The organism is Citrobacter sp. GW821-FHT02E08 (genome assembly GCF_059421685.1).
Genome location: NZ_JBWKVL010000004.1, coordinates 15,769 through 40,591, shown reverse-complemented (window position 1 = coordinate 40,591; position 24,823 = coordinate 15,769). Strand labels below are relative to the sequence as shown.

The window sequence follows — 24,823 nt, the reverse complement described above, 5'->3', positions numbered from 1 at the left end:
TGGCGGTACTGATTTCGTTGATACTTATTAAGACTGCAAGCAAGTGGGCCATGTCGAAACATAACCTAATCAAATGATTGTATAAGGAGCAGGTCATGGTAACGGTACGCCGCGAGAAAGATTCGATGGGCGCGATTGATGTCCCGGCAGATAAGCTATGGGGCGCGCAAACCCAGCGTTCGCTGGAGCATTTTCGTATTTCTACGGAGAAAATGCCCGTCTCACTGATCCACGCGCTGGCGCTGACCAAGCGCGCAGCGGCAAAGGTCAACGAAGATTTAGGATTACTGTCGGCGGAGAAAGCCTCCGCTATCAGGCAGGCGGCAGATGAAGTGCTGGCTGACAAACATACTGATGAGTTCCCGCTGGCTATCTGGCAGACCGGGTCGGGAACCCAGAGCAATATGAACATGAACGAGGTGCTGGCAAACCGCGCCAGCGAGCTGATGGGCGGCGTTCGCGGCATGGAACGCAAAGTGCATCCGAATGATGACGTCAATAAAAGTCAGAGTTCTAACGACGTCTTCCCGACGGCGATGCATGTCGCGGCGCTGCTGGCGCTGCGCAATCAACTGATCCCACAGTTGAAGGTGTTGACCAAAACGCTCACCGAAAAATCCCACGCCTTTGCGGATATTGTCAAAATTGGCCGTACACACCTGCAGGATGCGACCCCCCTGACGCTTGGCCAGGAGATTTCGGGCTGGGTGGCGATGCTGGAACACAATCTCAACCATATTGAGCATAGTTTGCCGCACGTCGCGGAACTGGCGCTGGGCGGAACGGCCGTCGGAACCGGGTTGAATACCCATCCGGAGTATGCCCGCCGGGTGGCGGATGAACTGGCGGTAAGTAGCGGCGCGCCGTTTGTCACTGCGCCGAACAAATTTGAAGCGCTGGCGACCTGTGATGCGCTGGTCCATGCGCACGGTGCGTTAAAGGGGCTGGCGGCGTCGTTGATGAAAATTGCCAACGATGTACGTTGGCTGGCGTCAGGCCCACGCTGTGGGATTGGCGAGATTGAAATTCCAGAAAATGAACCGGGAAGTTCGATAATGCCGGGCAAAGTGAACCCGACCCAGTGTGAAGCGCTGACTATGCTGTGTTGCCAGGTGATGGGCAATGATGTAGCAGTGAATATGGGCGGGGCATCAGGCAATTTTGAGCTTAACGTCTATCGTCCGATGGTGATTCATAACTTCCTGCAATCTGTTCGTTTGCTGGCAGACGGTATGGAGAGTTTTAACGCGCATTGTGCCGTGGGAATTGAGCCGAATCGTGAGCGCATCAACCAGTTGCTCAACGAATCGCTGATGCTGGTGACGGCGCTCAATACGCACATCGGGTATGACAAAGCGGCAGAAATCGCCAAAAAAGCGCATAAAGAAGGGCTGACCCTGAAAGCGTCAGCCCTGGCGTTAGGCTACCTAACGGAAGCGGAGTTCGACAGCTGGGTTCGCCCGGAATTGATGGTCGGTAGTATGAAACCGGGCCATTAATCCGCTACATACAGGTGCAGCCGTGGGATGATCAATCGTAACGGCTGTGCCTGGGGTTTAAAACGGTGCTGAATATTTTCAGCATCGTAGTTTAACAATTCACCAATATCCGGTACGCCAGCGCCGTTATCCGTATTAATCAACGCGATAAGCGGTGTCGGACAGGCATGCTGAACCTGTTTCTGTTGCCCTTTGTACCAGACTCTGGCGATAGGTTGCACTTTCACCGGTCGTTTAATCTTCAGTCTGGCGTGTTGCCCCAGGGCGGCGATATCCTGATATTCGCGTTCCAGTTTGGTCTGCCACTCTTCGCGGGTCCATGGATAAACGCTACGCGGCGAACTCAGACTCTTCTCCAGTTGCGCCAGAACATCATCGCGGCGCAAATTCTTAATGATATGTTTATTCGCCCAGCCAAATCGCAGGGTGGCCGGATCGCGAATAACCGTCAGTGTGCGGTAAGCATTCAGCGTAATAAGCCCAGGTAAATGCCGGTGTACCCACTCGAAACGCGCATTTGGCGCAAGGGCGGATTCGACCGTCACAAGATGCTCAAACGTGGTTTTTAACTGGTTGATGCGTTGTATCTGGTTTTCGAGCATCGCCTGCGTGGCATGATCAACCTGATAGCAGAGCACCCCCGGCAGACGTACTGCGGCTTTGCTGCTGCGATGTTCAGACTGCTGCTGGATAAACAGGTGACGGTAATGGCGCAAAGCCAGCGCTTCGGCTTCCTTCCCCAGATGCTGTTTAACGTCGATGGTTTCCAGCGGCGAATGTTCGGCCTCTTTTGTCACTTCAGGCAGAGAAAAGACACGCGCCATCAGCAAGGTATGCTGCTCAAGCTTTTCCGTCAGGTCTGCCAGTTCTTGCTCTATCTGGCGAAAGGTACCATTCAGGCGTTCAACGAGATCGTAACGGGCCATATGTTCACCATTTTAGTTACAACATACTTATTGTATACCACAGCATTCCACGCCTGACCACCGTGCGATTAAGGCCTGACAGGGGGAAAATCGGCGATGTCGTGCCAGACTGGCCAGTTGAAACTGAACTGTGCGCCGCCTAACGCGCTTTCGCCACAGCTTACCGTTCCCCCCATCGCTAACGCGATTGAGCGAACAATCGCTAATCCGAGTCCGCAACCGCCCGTGGCGCGATCCCGGCTGGGATCGAGGCGTACGAACGGTTCAAAGATGCGTTCACGCGCATCGGGGGCGATACCCGGGCCATCATCCTCAACGAGCAGGGTGGCCTGGTTGCCCGCTAACAACAGGCTGACATGCACGGTGTAATGACAGTAGCGCAAGGCATTGTTGAGCAGGTTATCCAGTACGCGCTCCATGAGTCGCATATCCAGCGCGCCGTAATCGCCTGATACCAGGTTACTCAGATGGACTTTGCGTTCAGGATTGACGCTTTGCACATCGTCAAGATGGGCAATCAGCCATGCGGGGAGGTCGGGAACCGTGAGCTTTAATTCATTTTGCGGCCGGTCGAGGCGAGCGTAGGTCAGTAATTCCTCAATTAACGCTTCCAGTTGACCAATATCGCGATTCAGCGCCAGCGACTCTTGCTCGCTCAGGTTGTCGCTCATCTCCAGGCGATAGCGCAAACGTACAAGCGGTGTGCGGAGCTCGTGGGCAATGCCATCGATAAGCTGTTTCTTGCTGGCAATAAGGGCGTTGATGTTGTCAGCCATTTGGTTAAAGGCGATCCCCAGCCGTTCAAAACTGGAACCATTGTCAAAATGGAGCCGCTCGGTGAGATGCCCCTCGCCGAAGCGTTGCGCTGCGGATTCCAGCCTTAACATCTCCTGCCAGTGTGGCCGCATCCAGATAAAAACTGGAAAGGCGAGGGAGATAGCGATAAAGGCCATCAACGCCATGTCCAGCAAACGCATCTGATGCAGAAAATAGAGATACGGCACCGGCCCCACGGCCAGCACGTAGTGGCTGCGCGGAATACGCTGAATAAACGTGTATTGATCGTCAAGCGCGACGATATCGCCTTCCCGCAGTCGCTGCGTCGTGACGCTATCCAGTTTGTATTTATTCAGCGGTTCGACACGCAGATCGAACGAGAGATTGAGGTCCATCTCTTTAAGGGTTTTTCCCCAATCGCTGGGGGGGATTTCGCGCAGTTCGCTGCGCATAAGGTACAGCGAACTTTTCATCAAATCGTCGAGCGATTGCCTGCCCGCACGCTCGGCAGTGAATTTATAAACTAAACCAACCAGCAAGGTCATGACCAGAAAGCAGACAAACAGCAACAGATAAAACTGCACAAACAGCTTCTTCATGACATCACACCATAAATACAATGAGTTAGCTAAACTGGTTTTACCGTCAGGGGCACTATGGGGGCAGAGTTGTATTCATCGATGCGCTTGTTGAGGAATGCAATCTGATCACCGTCCAGAGCATGTATCCAGGCAGAGTACACTGTATAAACCCGCTGTGCGTTTTCATGTCCCATTTGTGCTGCTATAAAAGCAGGGTTTGCACCGGCTGACAACATCCAACATGCAAACGTATGACGTGTTTGATACGAACGGCGACGTCGTATGTTCGCCTACGAACGGCAACGTTCCAGATCGAATTAATGGAACTCACAGAATAACGTGCAATTTGCTTACCCGCAGAGCGGTTCAATAAGTGTGTTGCATCCATCGGTTGAACTCACAACCAAGAGCGGACTTTTGGTAGTTGTCAGTAGGAAGGTATTTGAGCAGAATGAGACTGCCTTCAAGCATGGCCGTTTTTTATACAGCCAATCACTATTGAATCTAGCTCCGAAAAGGGCTACTGACCCACAAAAAAAAGGATGCACGAGATCGAGCTATGCGTACTCATCAACTGAATAAATCCCGTAAGCTGTATCGCAGCGTCAACACGACTACGCGACACCATTCTAATAATCCAGGAGTTGAGTATCGCTGGGAACGCAATCGTAAAAAAGTCGGAGATGAGCTACTGGCAAAGCGCGAGACAATGCATGGCAGACAGAAGCGTGGCCGAGACTACACACCATTGTTTTATTTTCTGATCAAACAGATTGGCAAACCGTGGGATGAAATATTCAGCGAAGTATGTGGACGTCTTGATACCACCGAGCCTGTATTCTGGTTGGTCGCGCTACATGAGCATCAGAGAAGGGATTTAGTCTGCATTGGCGAAAGCAGTTTTTACCCGGGTCTGTTTGTTGATGAGAATGGAATTCTGCAACAGGTAGATCCTTCAATTACGGGAAAAGACGTGAAGGTAACTTGCCGCTGCTGCACACACACATATATTGGTGAACCTGTCCCTTGGATAGAGTAAGTGACAACATATCCTGGGCTGACATGGGTGCCGCAGTCATCAGCAATGAGAGCGATTGCAAACTTCCGCTCCTCGCTCAAAGCGGGCCTACAGTTCCACATGCCAGTCCGCTCAGTGCCAGGAGCGGGCGTTACCTTTGGGGCTGCCAGGAAAACAGAAATATTCCACGCTAAGGTCGCTTTTTAATCGGACAGTACTTACCTCTTAACGAAACGGTCTTGTTTAGATGGAAAGTACGTAATGTAAAATAGAAGTGAGTCATTATTTAATATTGAACGTGTTCTACTCACCTCCGGTTCGCGCCTTATTTGAATAATGTTTTGGTGTTATACCTGTATGCTGACGGAAAAATGCGATGAATGCACTGTCGCTGACAAATTCCAGTTGCTGCGCAATTTGATTTATATTAGCTCCATCAGCAACCAATTCCATTGCCTTCAGCAATCGCCATTGTTGTCGCCAGCTCTGATAATTCATCCCCGTATCTCTGATAAAAATTCGACTAATCGTGCGCTCGCATGCACCAACTCGATGCGCCAGTTGGCTCAGTCGTGGAGGTAATTCGCCCCTGCGCACGCTGTCCAGCCATGAGCACAGACGCGGATCTGAGGGAAACTGTAATCTCCAGTTCTCACTACGCGCTGTGTGTAGCTCTTCACTAAATACGGTGATCAGGCTGGTCTGTTGACTCGCAGGCATGTCCCATGACCAAAATGCCATCCGTTCAATGACTTCGTAAAAGAGAGGATTTACCGCTACAACCTGTAATGGCATATCAGGAAATGGCAGCGTAGTTGAAAAATACAGAGAGCGGTAAGCCATAACGCCACGCATCATGGCACGATGAACAGTGCCTGCGGGGATCCAGGCAGCACGACGCGGTGGAAGTAGGCATAAGGTTTTTTCCAGCTCAATAGTGATACAACCCGCAGCAGAAAATAGCAATTGATGGCGACGGTGGCTGTGTCGACCAGAATCATGCAGCCCCAGATCGGCTGCAATACCTATTACTGGGGTATCGAAGCTATCTGCGTCAAAAAATTGATCCGGATTAATTTTAGCCATTTGTCCGATATTTTATATATTTAGTCCTTATGATTGTAATGTGACCACTTCCTTTCCGCAATAATGGTATCTATTCCCTCATTATTGAAGCATCGCTATGAATACTATTAACCGGCCACCACTGTGGTTGTTAACTCTGCTGATCATGTTTCCGCAACTCGTGGAAACGATCTACAGCCCGGCGTTACCAAACATTGCTCTTACATTCAATGTGAGCAGTGAACGTACCGCTCAGACACTTTCAGTTTACTTTGTCGCCTTTGCTATTGGTGTAGCACTATGGGGTTGGTTGAGTGATCGCATTGGTAGACGTCTTGCCATGATGTTTGGCCTGACCTGCTATGGGTCAGGAGCCGTGATGGCGATAGTTGCTACAAATTTTAATATGTTGTTATTGGCTCGCATGTTGTCAGCTCTGGGTGCTGCTGCAGGATCTGTCGTGGTGCAGACTATGTTACGGGACAGTTATGAATCCACGAACCTGGCTCGCGTATTTTCTATCATGGGGGCTGCACTGGCAGTCAGTCCGGTGTTTGGTTTGGTGAGCGGGGGCTGGATTGTGAGTATTTACGGTCATATTGGGGTATTTATTGCACTGTCGTTGCTGGCGATATTGCTGCTGGTACTTACTGCCTTTATGCTGCCGGAAACACGGCCGTTAAATACAATAACACCTCGTATGGGCTGTCTGGCTGTCCGCATGGCGTGTGACAGTTCGCTTTGGCGAAATGCAATGCTGGTTTCACTGTTCAATGCAATGATCTTCAGTTATTACAGCCTGGCACCGTTTCTTTTCGAGCAGTTGGATTGGGGAGCCAGAGCATTTGGGTGGACGGGATTACTACTGGCGATTGCCTCGCTATCTGGAAGTCTTCTGAACCGGAAGTTACTGGTCACAGGCCTGGAACCTGCGCAATTGGTTCGTCATGCTTGTAGTTTGGCCCTGTTATCCAGTCTTGTCGCATGGAGCTTACAGAATTCGCCGTGGATTTTAATGCCTGTTACCGGAGTTGTCGTCGCCTATGGGATTGCGATACCTAATATACTGAGCAATGCTCTACGTCACTATCGGGAGCAAGCGGGAACTGCCGGAGCATTATTCGGATTGACCTACTATTTACTGCTAGGTGTGATGCTGGGAGTCGCTGGTCTGGTACAACAGTTAGGGCTTGTTCTCACAGCCTGCGCGCTGACAGCCTGGTTATGTAAACCCCTTCGCGTATCAGAATTAGCCACTACGCCTTGACTCGCAAATTTGTTTGGCGCGTTGTGTTGAATTTACGGGCAATAGCACTGATGTTTGTTCAAGAGTTGAAATCCGGCAACAAGCAAAACCGCGTGACATAGGGAACTAAAAATTTAAGCTTTGAGAAAGCTAACCAGTCCACTGTGCCAAGTATATTTAAACAACGACTGAGATTTGTTACCAGAAATGTCTGGTCTGGATAGAGAGCGTCAACTCAAATGGATAATTGCGTGGAGCGGTCTCTCATCAACAGTGTCACTCGACAGCAATGATACAGCATCCACTACATTAGAAGTTGCTGAGCTGGCAATTACCGAATTGGTTCAGTGAACAGACAGCGACGTCCGCTCCTCGCCCAAGGCCGACTATCTGTTCTGATTAAAAGGGCTAAACCCATTTGCTGTATCTTACATATAGGTAAGCAACAATAATAACCCAAAGTACAACGAAAACCCCTGGGTAAAACGGAATGAAACGAACAATGAAATAAGCACCAATCACACTCACTATGACTGGCACGAGGTAAAAATGAGACTGCAATAGCCATAGAATCAGTTTCTTCATTTTTTCAGTATCTCATACAAAGCATCGGCTATAATTTCAGGCCTGTTATCTCCTGACTCTATTTGATAAATTATCTTTGTCATGAACGGTTCAATTGTGAAGTAAAGCATTTCTAAATTTTCTTTATAAAGTAAATTATAATACTCGGAGTCCTGGAATTTTAACTTATTTGCTGCTGAGGAAGCTAATTGAGCATTGCCATATATTGATGCGCCACTAATAAACCATGACGCAAACTTATTAACCATGTTGATATGAGTTTCCTTAAAGTTACCTGAGCTAATAATTAATTTTGCAATAGTTATTGCCAGTGACATGTTGCTAACTTTGCCAGCCGCTTTGTTAGCTGCAAACCCTAGTTTTTCGTGTAGGAATGACACGAGATCATTAGCTTTGTTGTTATCGATTCTTTTAAGATTTTTCTTAAAATAAATGGAAACCATATCGACAGTAACGCAGGAACCATAGTTTATCAGGCGTTATGTGCCCATTTTAGCGCTGTTGATTGTGGATATCAGATTTCCGTGGATGCTGCGTAGAGAGTTTGTGAGGTCTATTGCTAATTGTCTTTTGGACTGCATCTGTAGTTAAAAATAGGTCTGTGACATTTTATTACTCCATGCTGTATCATTTTTGCCTCATAATTGTTCAATACTGATGACGAGGGCAAGTAGGATGGCGGGAAAAAAACGGAAGGCATTCATTTACATCGCGACTGTTATTATTTTTTTTCTAATAATTCCTGAGTTCATTTTTCGTATACTTAGTCCCGAACATCTTTCCTGGTTGGGGTATGTAACAAGTTTTGGTGGCGTAATAAATCCTCTTCTATCAGTGATGATATTTATGGGTATCCTCTCCATCATTCTCGCTATTACAACGGTTTATTTTGCAGGGAAAATTTATCAAACTTTGTCTCAATCTAAACGTAATTAATTTGCGACTGTGTATTACTAAATCGCCACTGCTTTGAGGATTCCGACATGACTACTTTTCATCAACTGACGGCCATCAGCCTGCGTGGCCAGGTCATCTCTATGGCCGACTATGCTGGCAAACTGGTTCTGGTGGTTAATACTGCCAGTCATTGTGGCTTCACGCCACAATATGCAGGACTTGAAGCGCTCTACAAGAAGTACGCCGACCAGGGGCTGGTAGTGCTTGGTTTCCCCTGCAACCAGTTCGGTAAGCAGGAACCCGGCGGCGCCGACGAAATCGCTCAGACCTGTTACATCAACTACGGTGTGAGCTTCCCGATGTTCGAGAAGGTGGAGGTCAACGGTGCCGCTACGCACCCGGTGTTTTGTTACCTGAAAGCAGAATTGCCCGGTGTGCTGGGTGGGCGAATAAAGTGGAACTTCACTAAGTTCCTGATCGGGCGCGACGGCAAACCACTCAAGCGTTTTGCACCGTTCACCACCCCAGAGAAAATGGAAGCCGCAATCCTTGCTGCACTTAAAATCTAAGTGTTCCTGTAATCCAGGCCATTCCCGTTTAGACAGCCCCGACAAACGGATGATATCCGCGTGAGGTTAACGTCCGCTCATCGCAGACGGTCGAGTGTAGAAGGGGGGAGCAACTGACGTCACAATCAGAAAGCCTTCTTTGGTCCGGATGTGACGTTGTAACGATCAATCATGCTGCGCATCTTCCCAGGCATGGGGAGCAAACAAATATCCTTTGTTGCGAACCGTTTTAATTCGGTAAGGCTCGGTGGCGCTATCCTGCAATTTTTTCCGCAGACGGGAAATCGCCACGTCCACACTGCGATCCAGCCCGTCATAACTTACGCCCCGCAAGTTTTTCAGCAACGCATCGCGATCCATTATTTTTCCGGCATGCGTTGCCAGTTCCCAAAGAAGCTCAAAGTCTGCTGTGGAAAGTGAAACCGGCTCACCTGATAACACCACCGTACGGTTAATGGGGTCGATGGCGAGCGTGCCAAACCGTAGCGTTTTATGCGGTGCGACGATGGCGTCCTGGATGCCTTTCGTATGGGCTGACTGTTCGCTCTGACGTAGATGCAAACGCAGGCGTGCCAGCAGCACGGCAGGCGGCGTAGTCTTCAGAATGTAGTCGCAGGCGCCCATTTCCAGCGCCAGGATATGATTCATATCGCTATCCAGCGAGGTGAGCAGAACGATGGGGCCATGCCAGCGCTCGCGCAGGTCGCGGCAAATGCTCATGCCGTCTTTGCCCGGCAGCATGATATCCAACAACACCAGATCGGGTTGTGTTCGCAGAATAACCTCTTCAGCCCGGTCGCCCCGAGGCTCAACCACGACCTCAATATCATGCCGGGCCAGGTAGGCGGCAATCAGCGAGCCGACTTCGGGTTCATCTTCGACAAATACGATGGTGTTCATATCATTCATTATGAATATAAAACGACAACATACACCGCCGCTGTTTTTGCTGCTATTAATCTTTTCTAAACGAGATCGCTTCCGTTATGCTAGAGACTGATGTTATCGATGTGTTAAGGCAGAGGAATGGGACTCGTTATAAAAGCCGCGCTGGGTGCGCTGGTGGTGGTGCTGATCGGTGTGCTGGCAAAAACAAAAAATTATTATATCGCCGGGTTAATCCCTCTGTTTCCCACGTTTGCGCTTATTGCACACTATATTGTGGCCAGTGAGCGCGGGGTAGAGGCGTTACGCACGACCATCGTGTTTAGTATGTGGTCGATCATTCCCTATTTTGTGTATCTGGTTTCATTGTGGTACTTCACCGGCTTTATGCGCTTACCGGTCGCCCTTGGTGGCTCGGTCGTATGCTGGGGGGTAAGCGCCTGGCTGCTGATCGTCTGTTGGATCAAATTGCATTAACGTAAGTGGCGACCACCATCAACGGCAAAACTACGTCCCGTCACAAAGCCGCTGGTGAGCAGGTAATCAACGACGTCGATGACCTCTTTTTCACCTGGCGCTGTTTTCATCAGCGATTTATTCAGCGCCTGCTCGCGGTACTCAGCATCATCGCCTTCATTGAATAAAATGAGTGAAGGGGCAATGGCGTTAACCTTGACGTCCGGGGCCAGTTTTCGGGCGAATGAGCGGGTCATGTTGTCCAGCGCCGCTTTACTGGCCGCATAGGCAATGTGTTTGTCGCTGCCGCGCTCTACAACGTAATCGGTGAAGTGAATAATGTCGCTTGCGGCATGTCCGCGACCGACTAACAGACTTTCTAACGCGTGGTTGAGCAGGTAGGGGGTATTGACGTGGATCTGCAGCATTGATGACAACACATCACAGAGCGGCGTATCGGGCGTTTCTGGCATCCAGGCGCTGGCATTATGCAGAATCGCGCGCAATCCGTCAGTCTGTGCTTTGACCTCTTCAGCAAAGCTCAGCACGCGCTCATCGGTTGAAAAATCGGCCTGAATGCAAACCGCACCGGCCTTTTCTAAAAGCGCAATGGCAGGATAGCGCGTCCTGTAACTCACAATGACCGGCTGTTGTTGATTCAGGAAGTGCCACGCGAGGGCGAGGCCGATACGACGGCCTCCACCGGTGATAAGAATTGGCAAGGACGGATGCTTACCCATCGTAATCTCCTTTTGGTATCAAACGATGGGGCGATTCTTACCCCACCAACATCCACGTCGCTGGAACCGAAGCCATTAACAGCAGGCCAATCAGGACGATTTCCTGACGGTTTAACACATTATCATGCGTATGTGTTTTGCGTGCATAGAGGAAAACCAGCAGTCCTGGCGCATAAAGCACCACCGACAATAACAGATGCATGGGGCCGGACGCGTACAACAACCATAAACCATAAATACAGGCACCGACACCCACGGCCTGGTGAAGAGGACGCGTGGCAATCTTCAACAAGAAGGCACCGACCAGAAAATAAGGCACCAAAATCATCTCAGAGGCAATGGTCAGCAGCGTGTTGTAATCGGAACCGGTGAGCCAAATCAGAACCAGACAAACCTGAACTGAGATATTGGTTAACCACAGTGACGCTGACGGGGCGCCCTGAGCGTTCTGGCGCGCGAAGATACGCGGGAACGCTTTGTGCGTTGAGGCCAGGAATGGCACTTCTGCCGCCATAATTGTCCAGCTCAGGTACGCTCCGCACACCGAGACAATCAGCCCCGCGGCGATAATGATTTCGCCCCACGGTCCCATCATTTTGACCATCAGACCGGCCATGGACGGGTTGCGAATCTCCGCCAGTTCCGGACGGGCAACCACGCCGAGAGAGAGCAGGGTTACCAGAAGATAAACGCCCAACGCGGAGATGACAGCCAGCAGCGTGGCGCGTCCAACGTCGCGTTTGTTTCTGGCGCGCGCGGAAACAACGACCGCACCTTCCACGCCGATAAACACCCAGAGCGTGATCAGCATGGTGTTTTTCACCTGCTCCCAGACCGGGACGCCCAATGCCAGACCGGTAAAATCGAGACGGAAGGTATCGAGCTTAAACAACATGAACGCCAGGATGACAAACAGTCCGAGCGGCAGGAGTTTTGCCAGTGTGGCGACCAGATTAATGCTTGCCGCCGTTTGCACGCCGCGCAGCACAAGAAAGTGAACCACCCACAGCAGCACGGATGCGCCGATGATTGACTGCCAGGTATTGCCGTCGCCAAAAAGACGCAGCTCAGGCGTATCGGTGAAGAAGCTGAGGGCCGAAAAGACAATCACCAGATAGGAGACGTTGGCGATAACGGCGCATAACCAGTATCCCCACGCGGAGCAGAAGCCAATCAGCTCGCCAAAGCCTTCACGCGCGTAGGTGAAGATCCCGCCATCCAGGTCGGGGCGAATACGCGTCAGGATCAGCATGGCAAAGGCCAGCAGTAAAATGCCTGCGCCGGTGATACCCCAACCAATCAATAATGCCGCCGGGCTGGCAACTGCCGCCATGTTTTGCGGCAGACTGAAAACACCTGCGCCAAGCATTGAGCTTAGTACCAGCGCGGTGAGCGCGCTCAGACCCAGTTTCTTTTCCATCGATATCCAGTTGTAAAAACGAGAGTGGGAGAATAATTATTTTGCCAAAATGCATAAAAATAGCGAAAGCATCTCAAGGCGCGGGATTTTACGGAGAGAAGAGAGCGCATGCAATAATCATGGGAAGATTTATGATTAAAAATACTAAAGGCGGCAAAAAGCCGCCTTATTTTGCTACTGATGCACCTTATTTATACAGATCGGCGCTGATGGTCATGTTGTTACCACGCTCTTGCCACTGGCGAGTGATGTGGTAGTACTTGGCACCTTTTTTCGCGGCACGTTTAGCAACCTGATACGAGACTTCCGTCATGTTGCCGTAGTTGCCCGTGAACTTGATGCTGTCGAAAGGCACCATCATAGCGGCCGTTGCTTTGTTCAGCTCTTCGACTTTCGTTCCGTCCGGGAGCGTGACAGTGTAACGTCCGCCTTTGGTCGATTGCGTTTCGAAGAAGCGACCCACATCAGCGCTTGGCGCAGCGGTTGCTGCAACGCCCGGGATTTCAACTTTCTTCGCCGCTTCACCGCCCTCGGCCAGTGCCGCGCGTCCCGCTTCGGAATCAGCCGGAATCACGTCAGTGCTCTGAATCACACGTTTTTTCGCATCCGCTTTGTAGAGGAACGCGGTGATACGCTGATTGCCGCCCTGGTTGGCGTCAATCTGGCGAACGATAAAGAAGGCGTAAGCGTCTTTCTGTTTTGCCGCTTTTGTGATCGCGTCATTGACTTCCGGTTGGTTACGGAAGAAACCTTGCACCGTCACGGTGTCATACGGTTCCAGCGCAACGGCCTGATCTTTTGGTAATTCTACAATGCCGTTAATCACGCGATTTTTGGAGGCTTCCGCTTTTTCAGCATCGGCTTTATAGAGGTCGGCTACGACGCGCCAGTTACCGCCACTGCCATAGTCAGATGTATCAACAACATAAAAAGAGGCTGCACCTTCTTTATCTGCACGGCGGGATGCAGCATTCACCGCATCGCTAATGGCATTAAAACGACCGGTGACCACGATACGGTCATAAGGTTTCAGTGCTGCCGCTTGCTCCGGCGTCAGTTCTGTCGCTGCATTTACAGAAAAAGCAGTCGCAGAAAGAAGTGCGGACGCCAGGAGAGTGTTCTTAAGCTTCATAAAAATAATCCTTCGCCTTGCGCAAACCAGGTACTGGTATTGTTATTGACTAGAAACGTGGCTGATTATTGCATTTAATTCCTGTGAATGTCTGCGTCATTTTTCACTCATCGTGTCACGTGACATTACAAAGCCGATCACATTGCCTGATATGTCTAAAAAACAGGCTTTTAAGCGCCAAATCTAATGAAGTCTATGAATTGCATAAGTTAATTTAATGTTAAATGAATGTTTATGGGTGGCGCTAAATCATGTTTTGCCGCTCCGCTTGAGCGGATTATCGGCCTTTGAGCGCTATTTCAAGGTCATTATCCCTGTCTGCAGGCTGAATCGTTCATGTTTTGCCAATTTAGCAATAAATACTGTTTTTTGGCGCTAGATCACAGGCGCTATTTTCAGTAGGTTATAAAGAGTTTGTTACTGTTTTATTTTGCAGAGGTAAAGCTTACCTCTTCCGCAAGTGTGCGTATGCATCTTGCGATCACTGACAAACCATCATCAAAAAAAACGATGGAAGGGAATATTATGCGAATTGGCATACCAAAAGAGCGGTTTACCAATGAAACCCGTGTCGCCGCGACGCCGAAAACGGTTGAGCAGCTGCTGAAACTGGGTTTTACCGTCGCGATCGAAAGCGGCGCTGGTCAACTGGCAAGTTTTGACGACAAGGCGTTTGTGCAAGCAGGCGCTGAGATTGTGGATGGAAATGCGGTTTGGCAGTCAGAGGTAATCCTGAAGGTCAATGCGCCAGAAGATGAAGAAATTCCGTTGCTGAATGCCGGGACTACGCTGGTCAGTTTTATCTGGCCTGCGCAGAACCCGGAATTAATGCAAAAACTTGCCGAGCGCAATGTCACCGTCATGGCAATGGATTCCGTGCCGCGTATCTCTCGCGCGCAGTCTCTCGATGCCCTCAGCTCAATGGCGAACATCGCCGGTTATCGCGCTATCGTTGAAGCCGCGCATGAATTTGGTCGCTTCTTTACTGGTCAAATCACCGCAGCGGGTAAGGTTCCTCCGGCAAAAGTAATGGTGATTGGCGCTGGCGTCGCGGGTCTTGCGGCGATTGGTGCGGCAAACAGTCTTGGGGCGATCGTTCGCGCATTCGATACCCGTCCGGAGGTCAAAGAGCAGGTCCAGAGTATGGGCGCTGAATTCCTCGAGCTGGATTTTAAAGAGGATGCAGGTAGCGGCGATGGCTACGCCAAAGTCATGTCTGAAGCGTTTATCAAAGCGGAAATGGCACTCTTTGCGGCGCAGGCCAAAGAGGTCGACATTATCGTCACCACGGCGCTTATTCCGGGTAAACCCGCGCCGAAACTGATCACCCGCGAAATGGTTGACTCCATGAAGTCGGGCAGTGTGATTGTCGATCTGGCCGCCCAAAACGGCGGCAACTGTGAATACACCGTGCCAAACCAGATCACGACCACCGAAAATGGCGTGAAAGTGATTGGTTATACCGACCTGCCGGGCCGTCTGCCGACGCAGTCTTCCCAGCTGTATGGCACTAACCTTGTCAATCTGCTCAAACTGTTATGTAAAGAAAAAGACGGCAATGTCACCGTTGATTTCGACGATGTGGTCATTCGTGGCGTCACGGTGGTGCGCGACGGCGAAGTCACCTGGCCGGCACCGCCGATCCAGGTTTCTGCCCAACCGCAGGCTGCGGCAAAAGCGGCCCCTGCGCCGGAAGAACCCGCAAAACCGGCTTCGCCGTGGCGTAAATTCGCTTTTATGGCCCTGGCAATCATCCTTTTCGGCTGGCTGGCGGATGTGGCGCCGAAAGAGTTCCTCGGTCACTTTACGGTGTTCGCGCTTTCCTGCGTGGTGGGATATTACGTGGTGTGGAACGTCTCGCATGCGCTGCATACCCCATTGATGTCGGTCACTAACGCCATCTCGGGGATCATTGTGGTGGGGGCATTATTGCAAATCGGCCAGGGCGGCTGGGTGAGCTTCCTGAGCTTTGTTGCGGTGCTTATCGCCAGTATTAATATTTTCGGTGGCTTCACCGTAACTCAGCGCATGCTGAAAATGTTCCGGAAAAACTAAGGGGTAACACATGTCTGGAGGATTAGTTACAGCTGCATACATTGTTGCCGCGATCCTGTTTATTTTCAGTCTGGCGGGGCTTTCGAAACATGAAACCTCCCAGCAGGGTAATAACTTTGGTATCGCCGGGATGGCGATTGCGCTGATTGCCACGATTTTTGGCCCGGATACCGGCAACGTTGCCTGGATTCTGGTGGCGATGATCATCGGCGGCGCGATTGGTATTCGTCTGGCGAAGAAAGTTGAAATGACCGAAATGCCGGAGCTGGTGGCGATCCTGCACAGCTTCGTCGGTCTGGCTGCCGTACTGGTAGGTTTCAACAGCTACCTGTACCACGAAGCCGGTCTGGAGCCGATTCTGGTGAACATTCACCTGACGGAAGTGTTCCTCGGTATCTTCATTGGTGCGGTCACCTTTACCGGTTCTGTTGTCGCGTTTGGCAAATTGCGTGGGAAGATCTCTTCCAAACCGCTGATGTTACCGAACCGCCACAAAATGAACCTGGCGGCGCTGGTGGTCTCCTTCCTGCTGATGGTGCTCTTTGTCCGTACTGAAAGCGTCGGCCTGCAGGTTCTCGCCCTGTTGGTGATGACCATTATTGCTCTCGCATTCGGTTGGCACTTAGTGGCGTCGATCGGCGGCGCAGACATGCCGGTGGTGGTTTCCATGCTGAACTCCTACTCAGGATGGGCGGCGGCGGCGGCGGGCTTTATGTTGAGTAACGATTTGCTGATTGTGACCGGCGCGCTGGTCGGTTCTTCGGGTGCGATTCTGTCTTACATTATGTGTAAGGCGATGAACCGCTCGTTTATCAGCGTGATTGCCGGTGGCTTCGGTACTGACGGCTCTTCAACCGGGGATGATGAAGAAGTGGGTGAACACCGCGAAATCAATGCGGAAGACACCGCTGACATGCTGAAAAACTCCCACTCGGTGATCATCACCCCAGGCTACGGCATGGCGGTGGCGCAGGCACAGTATCCGGTGGCGGAAATCACCGAGAAGCTGCGCGCACGCGGTATCAAAGTGCGTTTCGGTATTCACCCGGTGGCAGGGCGTTTACCAGGCCACATGAACGTGCTGCTGGCAGAAGCGAAGGTGCCGTACGACATCGTGCTGGAAATGGATGAGATCAACGACGATTTCACCGACACCGACACCGTGCTGGTGATTGGCGCGAACGACACCGTTAATCCGGCGGCGCTCGACGATCCGCGTAGCCCGATCGCCGGTATGCCCGTGCTGGAAGTGTGGAAAGCACAGAACGTTATCGTCTTTAAACGCTCCATGAACACCGGCTACGCAGGCGTGCAGAACCCGCTGTTCTTTAAAGAAAACACCCACATGCTGTTTGGTGATGCTAAAGCCAGCGTGGATGCCATTCTGAAAGCGCTTTAAAGATAGCTGCCATCCGGCAATGATGTGAACGGCCTCTGCGGAGGCCGTTTTTATATCAGGCTTTGTTGAGGTCGCTAAGCAAAACCGCAATGCTCTGACCGCCCGTTGTCTGCTCAAGGGCGATTTTAACGACGATGGTCAGCGGCACCGAAAGCAACATACCAATGGGACCGAGCAGCCATCCCCAGAAAATCAATGAGAGAAAAACCACCAGCGTCGAAAGGCCTAATCCACGCCCCATGATCCGGGGTTCGAGGATGTTACCGAACACGAGGTTGATCGCCAGATATCCCGCCAGCACGACAAGAGCGTCGTAAAATCCGCTGAACACCAGTACCTGGGCGATAGGGGGAATTGCCGCCAGTACGGAGCCAATATTAGGGATATAGTTCAGCGCAAACGCCAGTAGCCCCCAGACGAAAGCGAAACGTACTTCCAGTGCCGCCAACATTCCCCAGGCGACCAGACCCGTGACAATGCTGATGGCGGTCTTCAGCACCAGATAATGCGAAACGCTGTCAATTGCGCGCTGAATGGCTGCCATGCCTTCTGCAGGGTTGGCCATCATCTGTTTTAGCTTGCCGGGCAGCTGTGGCACTTCCAGTAGCATAAAGACGACGGTTAACAGGAGTAAAAAGATAGACGACATGGCGTTAGAGAGTTGGGTCAGCAGGTTAGTGACCAGCGTCATGGCCGCGTTAGGATTAATATATTTCGCCAGTTCATCCACAGACACGCCAATTCCTGCGCGTTGTAGCCACGGTTCAATGCTTTTCAGGGGGATAATCAGCGATGAGCGGTACTGCGGCAGCGTTCGTGCGAGCTCATTGAGTGAGGTTCCCAGATACGCCAGCAGGAGCACCATCGCCATCACAATGATGACGACCATTAATGACACCGCCAGTACGCGGGGGATGCGAAATTTGACCATCCGTTGTACCACCGGGTTTAAAATAACGGCAATAAATAACGCTAAAATAAAGGGGACAATGATATCCGCCGCAATACGAATTCCCGCGAGAATGATGACTAACATTCCCAGCATAATCACTATTTTTAGACCATTGAGCGTGATAATTGGTTTTGCCATGGTAATTCCTGAATTCTGCTTCCTGGTGTTTATAATAATGTGATTTGTGTCGAAGTGCGCTACCAAAAATCAGACTGTTGAGGTAAAGAAGTGAAAAGGTTTTGAGTTAAATCTGTAGCTGTGGTACAAATCAGGCGTGTTTAACTACCGAGGACAATTATCATCCGCGATGACGAGAAGCAACACTGCGGATAATTGTAATATTATGGACAATTTGTTCAGAACGTTTTTTTCTACATCGACACACCTTCGTACTTCTTCTACCTTCCTGCTTGCTGGTGAGCAGCTCTGGCGCAACGCGCTTTAGTCCCATTCTTCTGCCTGAGCTGGCGCGACGCGCTGAGCTATCTGATTTTATTTTTGGTTTGCTGCATGCAGCAGATCCGCAGGACTATATTCTCAAGCAGGAGAAGTATCATGTTTTACTGGATTTTATTAGCGCTGGCAATTGCGACCGAAATTACCGGAACGTTGTCGATGAAATGGGCTAGTGTTAGCGATGGCAACACGGGTTTTATTTTGATGCTGGTAATGATCACCCTCTCGTATATTTTTCTCTCGTTTGCCGTTAAAAAAATAGCCCTTGGCGTCGCCTATGCCTTGTGGGAAGGGATCGGTATTTTATTTATTACGTTGTTTAGTGTGCTGTTATTTGATGAAGCGTTGTCAGCGATGAAAATCGCGGGTCTGGCGACCCTGGTGCTCGGCATTGTGCTGATTAAATCCGGTACGCGAAAGCCCGCCAAAACGGTGAAAACGGTGAAAGGGGCGGCCCATGCAACAGTTTGAATGGGTACACGGCGCCTGGCTGGCGGCCGCCATCGTGCTGGAAATTGTCGCTAACGTCTTCCTCAAATTCTCTGACGGTTTTCGGCGTAAAATTTACGGTGTGTTGTCTCTCGCCGCCGTCCTGGCCGCGTTTAGTGCGCTGTCTCAGGCAGTCGAAGGTATCGACCTTTCCGTGGCGTACGCGTTGTGGGGCGGGTTTGGTATTGCCGCCACGCTGGCAGCAGGTTGGGTGCTTTTTGGTCAACGTCTGAATAACAAAGGCTGGGTAGGTGTGGTATTACTGTTGGCCGGTATGATAATGATAAAACTCGCCTGATGTGATCGCTGCCTGAAAGAATCAGGCAGCGAAATTCTCCGGCTGTAGTACGCTATAAATAATACAATTAGTCAGGCGACGGGCGAGGGATCCGGATGGCAAATTTGTTGCACTGGCGTAATATTCCTACAGCAAAAACGCTGTTTGTTATGATTTTTATGGCCGGGATAGGTCTGATAATCTCGGTCGTGGCTCTGCTTTATCTTTCCCTTCATCTGATCACCACCAAAACCAACGAAATTGACGACCGCCGCACGGCGCTGTCGGTACAAGGGGCGGTGCAAACCTCGGTGAATCGCGTATGGTCGCTGGTGCTGGACAATGCCGTCTGGGACGAGGCGGTCAAAGAGGCTTATCGACCCACGTTAGACACCGCATGGTTATCTAAAACCTGGGGTTCAGGTCTTAAGATCAATAACCTGTATGACGGCACGTTTATTCTCGACGAGCACTTTCACGTTTTGTGGGGCGCATTTCACGGTAAGCCGTTTACGGAAGATAACCTCCGTTTTTTTGGTCGGGGTATGCAGTTCTTGATCGACCAACATGCTCAGCCTCTCGCCAGCGAAAAAAACATTTACGCCGGAATAACCCGCACCCGGGAAGGTGTCGCTTTTGTCGGTATCGGGTTGATCCGCCCGATGACGGAAGGGTTTCCCGTTCAGGGAAGCGCACGTCGTTACCTGGTCATTACTCGCCATCTCAATCCAGAGATCCTGAGTGGACTGGGTAGAACCTTTCAGATAGAAGACCTCACCTATACTGCTGAACCCTCGGCTGGTCCCAGCGTACCACTGAAAAGTTCGGCCGGAGAGTTGCTTGGTTATCTTAGCTGGCAGGCGCGTCTGCCCGGTGTCCAGGCGGCGCAGGCTGCTTCAACCGATATTACGCAGATCGTCTTACTCGCCGCGGCGTTAATTCTGCTCTTTATTCTGTTGAGCAGCGTTGGACTCTATAAACTGGCAAAAGGTGAGCAACAGGCAAGACGCATCGCGCGTATTGACTGGTTAAGTCATTTGCCAAACCGCCGCGCGTTAATTGAAAAGCTGGAACACTCCAGGTTAAGCGGCGAGCCGGGAACGAAAAGCGTGGTCTTTATCGACCTGGATGGGTTTAAAGACGTCAATGACATTTACGGTCATCACGTGGGCGATCAGCTGATAGTCACCATTGCCCAAACGCTGAGAGATAAAATTCCTCCGGAAGGGATGCTGGCACGCATGGGCGGGGATGAATTTGCCATGATGGTTGGCGGCGCGCGCGCGGAAGAAAGCGCAGCGGCATTTGCGGGCAGTGTTCTGGATTATCTCAATACGCCCATTAGCCTGGGAGAAAGAACTATCCACATTGGCGCCAGCATTGGTATTGCGAGTGGCTCGTTGGTGGAGATTACCAGTTCAGAACTATTCCGCCGGGCGGATATTGCGATGTATCACTCCAAAAGTACCGGCAAAGGGCGAATTACGCATTACGATTCTGAATTAAACAGCGTTCGGGAACGGGAAATCGTCATCGAAAATGACATTCGCCTCGGCCTGGAAAGAGAAGAGTTCGATGTCTGGTATCAGCCTATTGTTGATGCCCGATCGCAAAAAATGATTGGCGTGGAGGCGCTGGCTCGCTGGCATCGGCGACCCGCTGGTGCATTAAAACCGGATGAGTTTATCCGCATTGCCGAGACCAGCGGGTTGATCTACCGGCTCGGCCAGTTTGTATTGCGCCGCGCCTGTTTTGATCTCCAGCCGCTGAGCGACCTTAAACTGTCGGTGAATATTTCTCCCGCCCAGTTCCGCGACCCGGATTTTGAGAACAAAGTGGCGGGTGTGCTGCAGGAAACCGGGTTTCCGGCGGGACGTTTACAGCTGGAAGTGACCGAAACCTATGTGCTGGAAAGCCCGGAAAGGGCGCGCGCCGCCATCGCAAATTTAAAATCGCTGGGTACTGCGGTGGCGCTGGATGATTTCGGGACCGGATATTCGAGCATCGGTTATTTACGCCGGTTTAACTTCGACACCATTAAGATCGATAAATCGCTGGCAGGGCTGGTGGATGATGACGATCAGGCGTCAGCGCTGGTGAGCGGCACTATCCGTATCGCCAGCGCGCTCGGGATGGCGGTCATTGCTGAAGGCGTGGAGACAGAAAAACAGATGAAGCTGCTGCGTCTTGCCGGATGTGACCAGCTTCAGGGCTTCTATTTTAGCCAGCCGATGCCGATCGAATCACTGTTACAGCTGCGCCAGCAACGACATTGCTAAGTTATTGCTGGGCCAGCGCGTCCAGTTTGTCACGAAACCCCGTGACGGAGAGCGCGCGGTTATCTGCCCGCCAGCGATCTTTGGCCGCTGGGGCGGAGCTTTGCACGCCAATCAACTGCCAACCCGCATCGGTCTTCAGCATCAATGGCGATCCGCTGTCGCCAGGCAACGTGTCGCACTGGTGAGAGAGGACCGACGTTTGTGCCCAACCGGTGACCAGACAATCCTGGTGTGTATACAGCGCGTCAATATGATCTTCCGGATATCCCGACTGCGTCACTTTACGTTCGGTGGTTTTAAGCGCTGCGGTTAACGCCGCTTTATCACCTTCAAATAAGGGCAGTGGCGTAATGCCAGAGGGCGGGTAGCGTAACACCACCAGGCCGAAGTCCCAGGATGCCGCGGCAGGGGGAACAATCCAGCCATCGCCGTCCGGTTTCAGCCGCTTACCCAGTGAGGGATCGACCCGTCCTTCAATCCCGTGAATTTCGTAGCGCCAGAGTCCCTTTTTCGACACAAAACGTAAGGCGACGGCTTTATCTGGCTTACCTTTCGGTGGGATCAGTAAACAGTGTCCCGCCGTCAGTGCCAGATGCGGTGAGATGAGCGTAGCGGTGCAGAGGTTACCGCTGGCGGTCTCCAGTTGCCCAATCGCATCCCAGGGCGGTTGGGTTGGGTCAGCGACCTGTACGCGATCATCCTGACCAAAAAATAGTGTTTTGACTTCACTGGTATCCGTGGCAGTCGTATCAACCTCATCCGCATGAGTCACGACAGGAGAAAGACAAACTGAAGCCAGTAATACAGCAATGGTTTTCTGCATATCACACTCTGTGTGGGTAATTATGATTATTAAAAGCAAACCCTCAGTAAATACTATAGACGGGACGGCAGAAAAGTGGGAGTAAAATCAGATAACTACATCAGGAAAGATAAAAGTGGGTGGCGATAAGCGCACATAAAATAAGTGCGATAAGAATGAACTCAAATCGGTAACGAGGCATCCTGGCACCCTCCAAAAGGACGGCGCTAAATCAGAACAATTTAGCGCCGTGTGTCATGGCGCGGGGGAGCGCCATTGAACCTGGGGGCGTCTTACGCAGCCGGTTGAGCGGCGGGTTTAGTTGCTTCGTGTTTTACCGGTTTTTTGGTGTGTTTTTTAGCCGCCTGCGCTTTTTGCTCAGGTGCTTTTTGTTCTACCGCCGGTTTGGTTGCAGACTTTTTGGTGTGCTTTTTAGCGGCCTGCGCTTTCTGTTCTGGCGCTTTTTGGGTAGCGGCTTTGTGATGTTTTTTGTGATGCGTGGTGGTCGCGGAAGCCGATTTGGTGACCGCTGGAGCGGTAGTGGATGTTGCGGTTTCGGCAGCAAATGCAGCGGAAGACAGACCCATAGCAGCGGCAACAACCAGAGCTAATACTTTTTTCATTCTAATACCCTCGATTTGGTTTTTCATTCAACCCCACTGCGGGGCCGTTGAAATAACTATATCGCTGTAAATTCAGGGCTTCCGTGAGTCATTGGTATCGGCGTGTAACGATATGTACGAGATAGGGAATAAGCGGTAGAGAAGCCCGATAAGCCTGCGCTATCGGGCAATCTGGTTTAGCGAGGCAATGACAAATAACGCGATTCAAGGTGTTCGCGGAAGTACCGGCTGCTGAGGGGTTCTCCGGTTGCCTGGGTAATGAGCTGCGCGGTGGTGTACCGGCTCCCGTGTTGCCAGATGTTTTGCCGCAGCCAGTCGAACAGGGCGGTGAAGTCGCCTTCGGCGATGTGTGCGTTCAGATTCGGTAACGCCCGGCTTGCGGCGCTGAACAGCTGCGCGGCGTACATCGCCCCCAGCGTATAGGACGGGAAGTAGCCAAACCCGCCATCGGTCCAGTGAATATCCTGCATGCACCCGTCGCGATAATTACCGTCGGTCGACAGTCCCAGCCAGGCCTGCATTTTCTCATTCCACAGCGCCGGTATGTCGTCAACGTCGATGTCGCCGTTGATCAGCGCCCGCTCAATTTCATAGCGTAAAATCACGTGCGCAGGGTAGCTGACTTCATCGGCATCCACGCGGATGAATCCAGGCTTCACCTGCTGATTCCAGGCCATAAAGTTCGCCTCATCAAAGGCGGCTTGATCGCCAAAGTGGCGTTTAACCGCCGGGATCAGCTGCTTCAGGAATCCCTGACTGCGACCCAACTGCATTTCAAAAAACAGACTCTGGGACTCATGGATAGCGGTCGAACGTGCGAGTGCGATGGGCTGTCCTGGCCAGTTACGCGGCAGGTTTTGCTCGTAGCGCGCGTGTCCTGTCTCGTGGATGACGCCAAATAGCGCGCTGAGAAGTTCGTTTTCATCGTAACGCGTAGTGATCCGCACATCTTCCGGTACGCCGCCGCAGAAAGGATGGGCGCTAATGTCCAGACGTCCGCCGTTGAAATCAAAACCCAGCAACGCCATGGTTTCCAGTCCCAGTTCGCGCTGAACCGACGTTGGGAATGGCCCCACCGGCGCAACTAGCGGGCGCTGAGACTGTTTGGCGACCGCCTTATTCAGCAGGTCGGGAAGCCAGCTTTTCACATCCGCAAACAGCACATCCAGTTGCGCGCTGGTCATATCCGGTTCAAAGACATCCAGTAGCGCATCGTAGGGAGTGCAGCCTTTGGCTTGCGCGCGTAGGCGCGCCTCTTCTCGGCTGTATTTCACCACCTCTTTGAGATTTTCTGAAAACCCTTGCCAGTCATTTGCCGGACGCTGGCTGCGCCAGGCATGTTCACAGCGGCTTCCCGCCAGGGATTTAGCCTCAACCAGCGACTCAGGCAGCAGTGACGCCTGATGATGCAGGCGTGTCATTTCGCGAAGGTTTACGCGTTCAATCTCGTCGAGATCCTCTTGCCCGGCAGCGGCAATCCACTGTGCCACGGTGGGGTCGGTAATGATTTGATGCTCCAGAACGCTCAGCTCTGCCAGCGCTTCGCCTCTGGCGCGGCTTCCTCCGGGAGGCATCATGGCAAACATATCCCAACTGGCGATGGCAGAGAGATGGGAAAAACGGGATAAACGCAAAAAGGTGCGGGTGAGTTGTTGATAGTTTTTATTGTCCATGTATCCTCTTCGGCGGAGTGTG

Annotated in this window: 24 protein-coding genes and 1 pseudogene; 11 read left to right on the top strand and 14 right to left on the bottom strand. The window is 51.5% G+C overall.

Annotation, left to right across the window (positions count from 1 at the left end; genetic code table 11):
- Positions 1-95 precede the first annotated feature (95 nt).
- Positions 96-1,499, top strand: a complete 1,404-nt coding sequence (gene fumC, locus AC07UY_RS06710; RefSeq protein WP_494700925.1) for a class II fumarate hydratase — start codon at positions 96-98, stop codon at positions 1,497-1,499.
- On the opposite strand, the gene tus is transcribed toward fumC, so the two are convergent.
- From tus to AC07UY_RS06695, 3 genes and pseudogenes are all read right to left on the bottom strand, one after another.
- Complete coding sequence (gene tus / locus AC07UY_RS06705; RefSeq protein ID WP_494700924.1) at positions 1,496-2,425, bottom strand: DNA replication terminus site-binding protein; 930 nt, start codon at positions 2,423-2,425, stop codon at positions 1,496-1,498. The genes fumC and tus overlap by 4 nt on opposite strands.
- Before the next feature lie 68 nt (positions 2,426-2,493).
- Complete coding sequence (gene rstB / locus AC07UY_RS06700; protein WP_494700923.1) at positions 2,494-3,801, bottom strand: two-component system sensor histidine kinase RstB; 1,308 nt, start codon at positions 3,799-3,801, stop codon at positions 2,494-2,496.
- A 29-nt stretch (positions 3,802-3,830) separates the two neighbouring features.
- Positions 3,831-4,138, bottom strand: a pseudogene (locus AC07UY_RS06695) (tyrosine-type recombinase/integrase); the annotation flags it as partial.
- A gap of 204 nt (positions 4,139-4,342) precedes the next feature.
- Here AC07UY_RS06695 and AC07UY_RS06690 point away from each other — a divergent pair.
- Positions 4,343-4,822 (top strand): hypothetical protein, encoded by a 480-nt coding sequence (locus tag AC07UY_RS06690; protein ID WP_494700922.1) that lies wholly within the window; start codon positions 4,343-4,345, stop codon positions 4,820-4,822.
- A gap of 282 nt (positions 4,823-5,104) precedes the next feature.
- Here AC07UY_RS06690 and AC07UY_RS06685 read toward each other — a convergent pair whose 3' ends face one another.
- Complete coding sequence (locus tag AC07UY_RS06685; RefSeq protein WP_494660221.1) at positions 5,105-5,887, bottom strand: AraC family transcriptional regulator; 783 nt, start codon at positions 5,885-5,887, stop codon at positions 5,105-5,107.
- A gap of 97 nt (positions 5,888-5,984) precedes the next feature.
- On the opposite strand from AC07UY_RS06685, the gene AC07UY_RS06680 reads away from it, so the two are divergent.
- A complete protein-coding gene (locus tag AC07UY_RS06680; RefSeq protein ID WP_494660220.1) occupies positions 5,985-7,133 on the top strand; it encodes a multidrug effflux MFS transporter in 1,149 nt (382 codons plus the stop codon).
- 560 nt (positions 7,134-7,693) lie between these two features.
- On the opposite strand, the gene AC07UY_RS06675 is transcribed toward AC07UY_RS06680, so the two are convergent.
- Positions 7,694-8,077, bottom strand: coding sequence for a hypothetical protein (locus AC07UY_RS06675; RefSeq protein ID WP_494660219.1), 384 nt, complete (start codon positions 8,075-8,077; stop codon positions 7,694-7,696).
- A gap of 603 nt (positions 8,078-8,680) precedes the next feature.
- On the opposite strand from AC07UY_RS06675, the gene AC07UY_RS06670 reads away from it, so the two are divergent.
- Positions 8,681-9,163, top strand: coding sequence for a glutathione peroxidase (locus tag AC07UY_RS06670; protein ID WP_494700921.1), 483 nt, complete (start codon positions 8,681-8,683; stop codon positions 9,161-9,163).
- 165 nt (positions 9,164-9,328) lie between these two features.
- Here the strand turns inward: AC07UY_RS06670 and rstA are convergent, their stop codons facing one another.
- Positions 9,329-10,063, bottom strand: a complete 735-nt coding sequence (rstA, locus tag AC07UY_RS06665) for a two-component system response regulator RstA (protein WP_494660217.1) — start codon at positions 10,061-10,063, stop codon at positions 9,329-9,331.
- 126 nt (positions 10,064-10,189) lie between these two features.
- Between rstA and AC07UY_RS06660 the strand changes: the two genes are divergently transcribed.
- Positions 10,190-10,525 (top strand): GlpM family protein, encoded by a 336-nt coding sequence (locus tag AC07UY_RS06660; protein WP_494660216.1) that lies wholly within the window; start codon positions 10,190-10,192, stop codon positions 10,523-10,525.
- Here AC07UY_RS06660 and folM read toward each other — a convergent pair.
- The 3 genes from folM to ydgH all read right to left on the bottom strand — a co-directional run bounded on the left by folM (position 10,522) and on the right by ydgH (position 13,796).
- Positions 10,522-11,244 (bottom strand): dihydromonapterin reductase, encoded by a 723-nt coding sequence (gene folM, locus AC07UY_RS06655; RefSeq protein WP_494660215.1) that lies wholly within the window; start codon positions 11,242-11,244, stop codon positions 10,522-10,524. The genes AC07UY_RS06660 and folM overlap by 4 nt on opposite strands.
- A 37-nt stretch (positions 11,245-11,281) precedes the next feature.
- The gene (locus AC07UY_RS06650) at positions 11,282-12,664 is read right to left on the bottom strand and encodes an amino acid permease (RefSeq protein ID WP_203357912.1); all 1,383 of its coding nucleotides are present in this window, start codon (positions 12,662-12,664) and stop codon (positions 11,282-11,284) included.
- Positions 12,665-12,851: 187 nt separating this feature from the next.
- On the bottom strand, positions 12,852-13,796 hold the full coding sequence (ydgH, locus tag AC07UY_RS06645) for a DUF1471 family protein YdgH (protein ID WP_192612141.1): 945 nt from the start codon (positions 13,794-13,796) through the stop codon (positions 12,852-12,854).
- A 525-nt stretch (positions 13,797-14,321) separates the two neighbouring features.
- Here ydgH and pntA point away from each other — a divergent pair.
- Together pntA and pntB are read left to right on the top strand one after the other, a co-directional pair.
- On the top strand, positions 14,322-15,851 hold the full coding sequence (gene pntA, locus AC07UY_RS06640) for a Re/Si-specific NAD(P)(+) transhydrogenase subunit alpha (protein ID WP_494660213.1): 1,530 nt from the start codon (positions 14,322-14,324) through the stop codon (positions 15,849-15,851).
- Positions 15,852-15,861: 10 nt separating this feature from the next.
- A complete protein-coding gene (gene pntB / locus AC07UY_RS06635) occupies positions 15,862-17,250 on the top strand; it encodes a Re/Si-specific NAD(P)(+) transhydrogenase subunit beta (protein WP_203357910.1) in 1,389 nt (462 codons plus the stop codon).
- Positions 17,251-17,305: 55 nt separating this feature from the next.
- Here pntB and AC07UY_RS06630 read toward each other — a convergent pair whose 3' ends face one another.
- Positions 17,306-18,340, bottom strand: coding sequence for an AI-2E family transporter (locus AC07UY_RS06630; protein WP_494700920.1), 1,035 nt, complete (start codon positions 18,338-18,340; stop codon positions 17,306-17,308).
- A gap of 136 nt (positions 18,341-18,476) precedes the next feature.
- On the opposite strand from AC07UY_RS06630, the gene AC07UY_RS06625 reads away from it, so the two are divergent.
- From AC07UY_RS06625 to AC07UY_RS06610, 4 genes are all read left to right on the top strand, one after another.
- Positions 18,477-18,647: a protein YdgV gene (locus AC07UY_RS06625; RefSeq protein ID WP_456064468.1), complete on the top strand. Its 171-nt coding sequence runs from the start codon at positions 18,477-18,479 to the stop codon at positions 18,645-18,647.
- 107 nt (positions 18,648-18,754) lie between these two features.
- Positions 18,755-19,129 (top strand): multidrug/spermidine efflux SMR transporter subunit MdtJ, encoded by a 375-nt coding sequence (mdtJ, locus tag AC07UY_RS06620; RefSeq protein ID WP_494701032.1) that lies wholly within the window; start codon positions 18,755-18,757, stop codon positions 19,127-19,129.
- A complete protein-coding gene (gene mdtI / locus AC07UY_RS06615) occupies positions 19,116-19,445 on the top strand; it encodes a multidrug/spermidine efflux SMR transporter subunit MdtI (RefSeq protein WP_203357908.1) in 330 nt (109 codons plus the stop codon). The genes mdtJ and mdtI overlap by 14 nt, the downstream gene beginning before the upstream one ends.
- A 95-nt stretch (positions 19,446-19,540) precedes the next feature.
- Positions 19,541-21,703, top strand: coding sequence for a putative bifunctional diguanylate cyclase/phosphodiesterase (locus AC07UY_RS06610; protein ID WP_494700919.1), 2,163 nt, complete (start codon positions 19,541-19,543; stop codon positions 21,701-21,703).
- Between the two features lies 1 nt (position 21,704).
- On the opposite strand, the gene AC07UY_RS06605 is transcribed toward AC07UY_RS06610, so the two are convergent.
- From AC07UY_RS06605 to AC07UY_RS06590, 4 genes are all read right to left on the bottom strand, one after another.
- Positions 21,705-22,526: a trypsin-like serine peptidase gene (locus tag AC07UY_RS06605; RefSeq protein WP_494660209.1), complete on the bottom strand. Its 822-nt coding sequence runs from the start codon at positions 22,524-22,526 to the stop codon at positions 21,705-21,707.
- Between the two features lie 100 nt (positions 22,527-22,626).
- Positions 22,627-22,707, bottom strand: coding sequence for a small membrane protein YdgU (ydgU, locus tag AC07UY_RS06600; RefSeq protein ID WP_192614343.1), 81 nt, complete (start codon positions 22,705-22,707; stop codon positions 22,627-22,629).
- Between the two features lie 91 nt (positions 22,708-22,798).
- Positions 22,799-23,128, bottom strand: a complete 330-nt coding sequence (gene asr, locus AC07UY_RS06595; RefSeq protein WP_494660208.1) for an acid resistance repetitive basic protein Asr — start codon at positions 23,126-23,128, stop codon at positions 22,799-22,801.
- A gap of 176 nt (positions 23,129-23,304) precedes the next feature.
- Positions 23,305-24,801, bottom strand: coding sequence for a carboxypeptidase M32 (locus AC07UY_RS06590; protein WP_494660207.1), 1,497 nt, complete (start codon positions 24,799-24,801; stop codon positions 23,305-23,307).
- Positions 24,802-24,823: the final 22 nt, after the last annotated feature.